This is a genomic window from Candidatus Solincola tengchongensis (assembly GCF_015711935.1).
In the GTDB taxonomy this organism is placed as follows: domain Bacteria; phylum Actinomycetota; class Geothermincolia; order Geothermincolales; family RBG-13-55-18; genus Solincola_A; species Solincola_A tengchongensis.
Window position 1 is genome coordinate 39,296 of the sequence record NZ_JACVJJ010000088.1, and the last position, 7,206, is coordinate 46,501.

The following is a 7,206-nucleotide window of genomic DNA, read 5'->3' on the forward strand; positions in this document are numbered from 1 at the left end:
GTTGGTGGAGAAGAAGGGTGTGACCAGGCGCCAGTTCCTGAAGTACGCCGGCGCCACCGCGGCTCTCCTTGGGTTGAGCGAGTCCCTCATCCCGGAGATCGCGCGCGCCCTGGAGGAGCTCTCCTCCGGGAAGCCGCCCGTGCTCTGGATACAGGGACAGAACTGCACGGGGTGCTCCATATCGTTCCTGAACACCAATTACCCCATGGTCGCGGAGATCGTGCTGGACAAGCTCTCCGTGCGTTATCATCCCACGGTGATGGCCGCGGCGGGGGACAAGGCCTTCGGCGTGCTGGAGGAGACGGCCAAGGAGCTGGCCGGGAAGTACGTGTTGGTGGTTGAGGGCCCCGTGCCCACCGCGGAGGGCGGCGAGTACTGCACCTTCGGGCTGGAGAAGGAAACGGCTTCATTCCACGGTTATCAGCGCCGCAAGGACAAGCCCATGACCGCCTGGATGGAGGAGCTGGTCCCCGGCGCCGCGGCGGTGGTGGCTCTGGGCAACTGCGCCTCCTTCGGCGGCATACCCGCGGCCAACGCCTCGGTGACCGGGACCAAGCCGGTACAGGAGATAGTCAAGGAGATCGCCAAGGACAAGCCGGTGATCAACATCGGCGGCTGCCCCGCCCATCCCGACTGGTTCATCGGCACGGTCCTGGACTACCTCATCAACAAGCGGGTCCCCGAGCTGGACAGGCACAACCGGCCCAAGATGTTCTTCGGGAAGCTCATCCACGAGAACTGCGAGCGGCGTGCGGCCTTCGACGCCGGGCTGTTCCTGGAGGACTGGAACGACGACAACCCGGACATGAAGCTCTGCCTCTTTAAGTTGGGGTGCAAGGGGCCGGTGACTTACGCCGACTGCCCCACCCGCCGCTGGAACTCCGGGGTCAACTGGTGCGTGGGGGCCAACGCTCCCTGCCACGGGTGCGCCGAGCCTTCCTTCTATAAGGACCTCTCGCCTCTCTACGAGCCCCTGCCGGAGGTGCACTTCGCCGGCCTCACTCCCATGGTGGACACCCTGGGCTGGATCGGTGCCGCGGCAACGGCGGCGGGCATCGGAGCACATTACCTGTACAAGCAACTGGGCAAGAAGGAACCCGAGGGAGGTGAGTCCTGATGGCCCAGCTCATCAGCATAGACCCGGTAACCCGCATCGAGGGGCACCTCCGCATCGACGTGGAGGTGGAGAACGGCGTGGTCAAGGACGCCTGGTCCTCGGGGACCATGTTCCGGGGCATCGAGATGCTCCTCAAAGGGAAGCACCCCTTCGATGCTCAGCAGGTCACGGAGCGCATCTGCGGCGTGTGCCCGCTGGTGCACGGGACCGCGGCCTCCTATAACCTTGACGATGCTTTGGGCGTGGAGCTCCCGGACAACGCGCGCCTCATCCGCAACCTGTGCCTGGGGGCCAACTTCATCCAGTCCCACATCCTGCATTTCTACCACCTCGCGGCCCTGGACTACGTGGACGTCACCGCGGTGGCCAAGTACTCCGGGAACGACCCCGCGCTCGCGGCCCTGCGCGACAAGGTGGCCGCCCTGGCCAAGGCGGGGGACGTCTATCCCTTCCTGCCCCGTTACGAGTCCGACGACTACGTGAGCGACCCGGAGCTGGCCACCGTTCTGGTCAGCCACTACGTGCAGGCTCTGGAGATGCGCAAGAAGGCGCAGGAGATGCTCACCATCTTCTATGGCCGCATGCCCAGCTTCGTGGGGACGGTGCCCGGCGGGGTGACCGTGCATCCCACGGTGTCCAACATCGCCGCCTTCCGTGCCCGCCTCACCGAGCTGCGGGCCTGGATCGACAACGTCTACGTCCAGGACATCCTCACCGTGGCCGGCGTCTCCGCCTATGCGCCTTTCCTCACCGCAGGGGATTCCGGCGGCAACTACCTGGCCTACGGCGGTTTCGACCAGGACTCCAGGGGTGAGGAGAAGTTCCTGCCCCGGGGTTACATCACCGGAAACAATGTCTCCTCCGTGGGGACCTTCGACGAGAACAAGCTGACCGAATCGGTGAGATACTCCTGGTACAAGGACGAATGCGAGTGGCTGCATCCCAAGGAGGGAAAGACGGAGCCCGACGTGCACAAGGAGGGCGCCTACTCCTTCCTCAAGGCTCCGCGCTATGACGGCAAACCCATGGAGGTGGGCCCCATGGCCCGCATGCTGGTGCTGGCCGGCCTGGAGCTCTCCGGGAAGAGGAAGGAGAAGAAACTCCTGCCCCTGGTGGAGAAGCTGGGCCTCGGCTCCGCGGTGGACGCCTGCGTCAAGGCCGGTAAGTTCGGCATCCTGCCGCGGCACGCCATGCGCGCCCTGGAGTGCAAGCTCCTGGCCGATGAGATGGACAAGTGGCTGGACGAGCTCAAGCCGGGCGAGAAGATCTGGGATAAGAGGAGCATTCCCAGCGAGTCCTACGGCCGGGGCCTGGTGGAGGGGCCGCGCGGCGCCCTGGGGCACTGGATTCACATCAAGAACAAGGTCATCGAGAATTACCAGTGCATCGTGCCCACCACCTGGAACGCGGCACCGCGGGACAAGGACGGAAACCGGGGCCCCATAGAGACCGCCCTCATAGGCCTCCCGGTGCCCGACCCGGAGAACCCCATCAATGTGGTACGGTGCGTGAGGTCCTTCGACCCCTGCCTGGCCTGCGCCATCCACGTAATCCACCCCGAACACAACGGCGTCAAGGAATTCCGCGTGGTCTGAGGAAGGAGGGGTACCTATGAAAGAAAAGATCAAGGTACCCGGCCCGGCGAAGGTCATGTACGCCACCTACCTGAGCGCGCTGGCGGTCTCCCTTTACGCCGGGTTCAACAACTTTCACCTCTTCCTCTCCGGGTGGAGGTACCCCTGGCAGATGATCGTGGCCAAGAACCTGGGCTTGGCCTCCGTATGGGTGGTAGCCCTGACGGCAGGGGTTTTTCTCTACTACTCCACCCTGGGCCGGCCCAAGGGATGGAACGAGCCGCTGGGGATCTTCCGTGCCCTGCTGGCACTGCTCGCCATCTGGTATTTTCTGGTAAGCTTTGCCGTATACGACCCCAACGGCTGGCTGCGTGGCCTGGTGGCCTGGCTGGGTGGGATCGCGGGCACCTGGAAGGTCTATTCCGTCTTCCTGTGGGTAGTGCTCCTCTTGAACGTCATCTATCTCTACGCCCGCTGGGCCAAGTCGGAGCGCTTCCCCCGCCTGCGGGCTGCGAGCGGAGAGGGGGTGAAGTGATGTCCGGAAAGGCCACTTACAAGACCTTCAAGGGAGGCATCCACCCCCCCTATAACAAGGAGCTGGCCTCGGGCAAGTCCGTCCGCCAGGCGCCGGTGCCAGCGGAGGTGTTCATCCCCCTGCAGCAGCACATCGGGGCGCCCAACGAGCCCCTGGTAAAGGCCGGCGACCGGGTGGAGCTGGGGCAGAAGATAGGTGCGAGCGAGGCCTTCGTGTCCGCCCCGGTGCACTCCTCGGTGGCCGGGACGGTGAAGGACATCACGGAGATCACCGGCTTCACCGGTGCCAAGGTGAAATGCGTGGTCATCGTCCCGGATGCCGAGCAGCCGGAGTTCGCCAAGCAGGACCGGGACGTCACCGCCCTCTCCGACCAGGAGATAAGGGACATCGCCCGCGATGCGGGGCTGGTGGGCATGGGAGGAGCGGCCTTCCCAACGCACGTCAAGCTCACCCCGCCCAAGGAAAAGCCCGTAGACACGGTGATCATCAACGCCTGCGAGTGCGAGCCTTTCCTCACCTGCGACCATCGCCTGATGCTGGAGAGGCCCCACGACCTGGTGCAGGGGTTGAAGCTCCTCATACGGGCGGTTAACGCCAGGAAGGGCATCATCGGCATCGAGGCCAACAAGATGGACGCCGCGGACGCGGTGCGCGACGCGGCCAAGGGGGAGTCGGAGGTGGAGGTGGAGCTCCTGGAGGTCAAATACCCGGAGGGGGCGGAGAAGATGCTCATCTTCGCCTTGACGGGGAGGAAAGTGCCCCCGGGAAAGCTCCCTTCCGAGGTGGGCTGCCTGGTGCAGAACGTGGGCACCGCCGTGGCCCTCTACGAGGCCGCGGCCTGGGGAAAGCCCCTCTACGAGAGGGTGCTCACGGTCACCGGGCCGGGCATCAAGGAGCCGGCCAATCTCCTGGCCCGCGTGGGAACCCCCATCTCCACCCTCATCGAGGCCTGCGGCGGTTTCACCGGCGAGCCCGGTAAGGTGATCATGGGCGGCCCTATGACCGGATGGGCGCAGCCGGACACCAGGGCTCCAGTGGTCAAGGGGACATCGGGCGTCGTTGTCCTCACCCCGGAGGCCGTGGATGTGGGCACGGAGGAGGAGTGCGTGCGCTGCGGGAAATGCGTGGACGTGTGCCCCATGTTCCTCCTCCCCAACTTCATCGTCCAGGCGGTGAAGAAGGGGCAGTGGGACCGGGCGGAGATGTGGGGAGCGCTGGACTGCTTCGAGTGCGGCTGCTGTTCCTATACCTGTCCCGCCTACATTCCGCACGTGGATTACGTGCGCAAGGCAAAGGCCGAGATCGCGGCTCTGAAGAGGAGATAGGGGGTGATGAAGATGGCGGACAAGATGCTGGTCACCGTTTCTCCTCACCTGCACAAGAAGGACGAGACCATAAAGCGCGCCATGAAGGACGTGCTCATCGCGCTCACGCCGGCCGCGGTCTGGGCCCTCGTGGTCTTCGGGTTCAACGTGGTGTACATCCTCGCCGTGAGCTGCATCACCGCAGCCCTCTCCGAGGTGGTCATGCGCAAGATCCTGAGGCGCAAACCCACGCTCGGGGATTATAGCGCAATGGTCACCGCGGTGATCTTCGCCTTCCTACTGCCGCCGACCACCCCTCTCTGGGTGGTGGCCATCGGCGCCTTCCTGGCCGTGGGCATCGGGAAGGAGCTCTTCGGCGGTCTGGGCAAGAACATCTTCAACCCGGCAATCTTCGCCCGGGTGCTGCTCTGGTTCTCGCCCCTGGCGGTGTACACCACCAAGTTCGTGAAACCCTTCTATTGGAAGGCCTCCGGGTTTTTCACCCCCATCGCCACCAGCATCAACGAAGGTGCCGTGGGCAGGGTGGTCTACAAGACCCTGGCCGGGAACCCAGTGGCCGATGTTGCTTCCGCGGCCACTCCACTCTCCCTGCTCAAGTCGGGGAAGTGGCTCCCGGAGGTGGTCTCCGGGCCCACCCCGGTGGGCGCCACCTGGGTCACCTCGGGAGGCAAGCCGAACTTCTGGTCCCTGTTCCTGGGCCTCAAGAGCGGGTGCATCGGCGAGGTGTGCATCCTGGCCCTCCTCATCGGAGGGGCCTACTTGCTCTGGCGGCGCACCATCGACTGGCGCATCCCGGCGGGGATCATCGGGACCTTCTTCCTCCTCACCCTGGTGACCTGGCACCATCCCATATACAATCTTCTCTCCGGGGGCCTGTTCCTGGGGGCCTTCTTCATGGCCACCGACTGGGTGACCAGCCCGGTGACCCGGAGGGGCAAGTTGATCTTCGCCGTGGGTATCGGGGCAACGGTGTTCGTCATGCGCTTCTGGAGCCTGCGGCCTGAGGGTATGGCCATCGCCATCTTCCTGTGGAACATTGGCACCCTGGTCATCGACCGGTACATAGCGGTGCCCAGGTTCGGGGAGGTGGGGGCCAGGGTCTTCAACAAGCTCCCCGCTATGCCCGAGCCGGCTCCGGAACCGGCGAGGAAACAGGCCTAGAAGGAGACAGGAGGGACGGCCCCCCTTACGGGGGCCGTCCTTTATTCGAACGGTCCGAGCAGGTCTTGAGCGATGTCCGGAGTGGTGGTCATAGGAATAGGCAACGTCCTTCACCGGGATGACGGTGTGGGCATCCATGCCGTGCGCAGGCTGAGGGGAAGCCTACCACAGAAAGTCGAGCTCGTGGAGGGTGGCGTGCTGGGGCTGGACCTCCTTCCCTACCTGGAGGGGAAGGAGAAGGCGGTCTTCATAGACGCCGTGGACGCCGGTGAGGCCCCGGGGGCGGTCTTCCGTTTTTCCCCCGACCAAGTGCCCCGCGCCGAGACCCCGCTCCCCGTGTCCCTTCACGACCTCGGGCTCTACGATCTGGTGGGCGCCGCGCGACTGCTGGGGCAGTGCCCGCGGGAGATGGTGGTCATCGCCGTGCAGGTGAAGGAGCTCGGCGTGGGAAGCGACCTTTCCCCCGAGGTGGAGGCGGCTCTCCCCGTTGTGTGCCGCCTGGTGGAGGAGGAGTTGGGGGGAGCGGGTGAGGGTCGCGGAAAGGGTGCCCCACTTCAGTGACCGTCATCCACAGAGGTACGTGGAATCACGATAGCAAGTAGCGGCAGCGACATTAGCCGCGGCACGAGGATAAAGGAAAAGATGTGGCTCCAGTAGAAGACGATGGGTGTTTCGCTTCGAGAAGCCACGATTCGGGTCTTACCCGAGCCGTGGAGTGGAAGTCTTTTCCAATGAGAGAGAGCAAGGCAATACGCATCGAGGTCAGGGGTATCGTCCAGGGCGTGGGCTTCCGGCCCTTCGTCTACCGCCTGGCGCGCGAACACGGGATTACAGGCTGGGTGGAGAACACCGCGGAAGGAGTTCACGTACTCGCCCGCGGGGGGGAAAGGGAGCTCCGGAGCTTTTTGGAAGACATTACCAGAAAGGCGCCTCCCGCATCGGTCATCGAGGAGGTGCGCGCCCTGGAGGTCCCCGAGGCGGCTCAGGACCCCTCCGTCGACGGGGAGTTTCGCATCCGCGAGAGTTCCTCCACCGGGGAGAGGTTGGCCCTGGTCTCCCCGGACCTCGCCACCTGCCCGGACTGCCGGAGGGAACTCTTCGATCCACTCGACCGCAGGCACCGTTACCCCTTCATCAACTGCACGAACTGTGGGCCCCGCTTCACCATCATCGGAGGTATCCCCTACGATCGCCCGATGACGACCATGGCCAAGTTCGCCATGTGCCCGGAGTGCCGGAGGGAGTACGAGGACCCTGCGAACCGGCGGTACCACGCCCAACCCAACGCCTGTCCTGCATGCGGCCCCCGTGTGTGGTTGGAGGACGACAGGGGGAGAGCGGTTCCCGGCGACCCCCTCGTCCAGGCGGCCCGAGCCCTACGGGCGGGAAAGATAGTTGCCGTCAAGGGGCTGGGGGGCTTCCAGCTGGCCTGCGACGCCACGAGCGACGAGGCAGTATCACGGCTTCGGGAGCGGAAACGTCGCTATGCCAAGC

The 7,206-nt window shown here is 64.9% G+C and carries 7 protein-coding genes; all 7 read left to right on the forward strand.

Annotation, left to right across the window (positions count from 1 at the left end; all coding sequences use genetic code 11):
- Positions 1-4 precede the first annotated feature (4 nt).
- Positions 5-1,117 carry a hydrogenase small subunit gene (locus tag H7007_RS07960; protein WP_287154534.1) on the forward strand — a complete coding sequence of 371 codons (1,113 nt, stop codon included), beginning with the start codon at positions 5-7 and terminating at the stop codon, positions 1,115-1,117.
- Positions 1,117-2,712 (forward strand): nickel-dependent hydrogenase large subunit, encoded by a 1,596-nt coding sequence (locus H7007_RS07965; protein WP_287154536.1) that lies wholly within the window; start codon positions 1,117-1,119, stop codon positions 2,710-2,712. Before H7007_RS07960 ends, H7007_RS07965 begins: the two co-directional genes overlap by 1 nt.
- A gap of 16 nt (positions 2,713-2,728) precedes the next feature.
- Complete coding sequence (locus H7007_RS07970; RefSeq protein ID WP_287154538.1) at positions 2,729-3,226, forward strand: hypothetical protein; 498 nt, start codon at positions 2,729-2,731, stop codon at positions 3,224-3,226.
- A complete protein-coding gene (gene rsxC, locus H7007_RS07975; protein WP_287154539.1) occupies positions 3,226-4,551 on the forward strand; it encodes an electron transport complex subunit RsxC in 1,326 nt (441 codons plus the stop codon). Before H7007_RS07970 ends, rsxC begins: the two co-directional genes overlap by 1 nt.
- A 6-nt stretch (positions 4,552-4,557) precedes the next feature.
- Complete coding sequence (locus H7007_RS07980) at positions 4,558-5,712, forward strand: RnfABCDGE type electron transport complex subunit D (RefSeq protein ID WP_287154541.1); 1,155 nt, start codon at positions 4,558-4,560, stop codon at positions 5,710-5,712.
- A gap of 72 nt (positions 5,713-5,784) precedes the next feature.
- Positions 5,785-6,273, forward strand: coding sequence for a HyaD/HybD family hydrogenase maturation endopeptidase (locus tag H7007_RS07985; RefSeq protein ID WP_287154543.1), 489 nt, complete (start codon positions 5,785-5,787; stop codon positions 6,271-6,273).
- Positions 6,274-6,443: 170 nt separating this feature from the next.
- Positions 6,444-7,206 (forward strand): acylphosphatase (locus H7007_RS07990; RefSeq protein ID WP_287154545.1); only part of this gene is annotated, 763 nt, incomplete at its 3' end.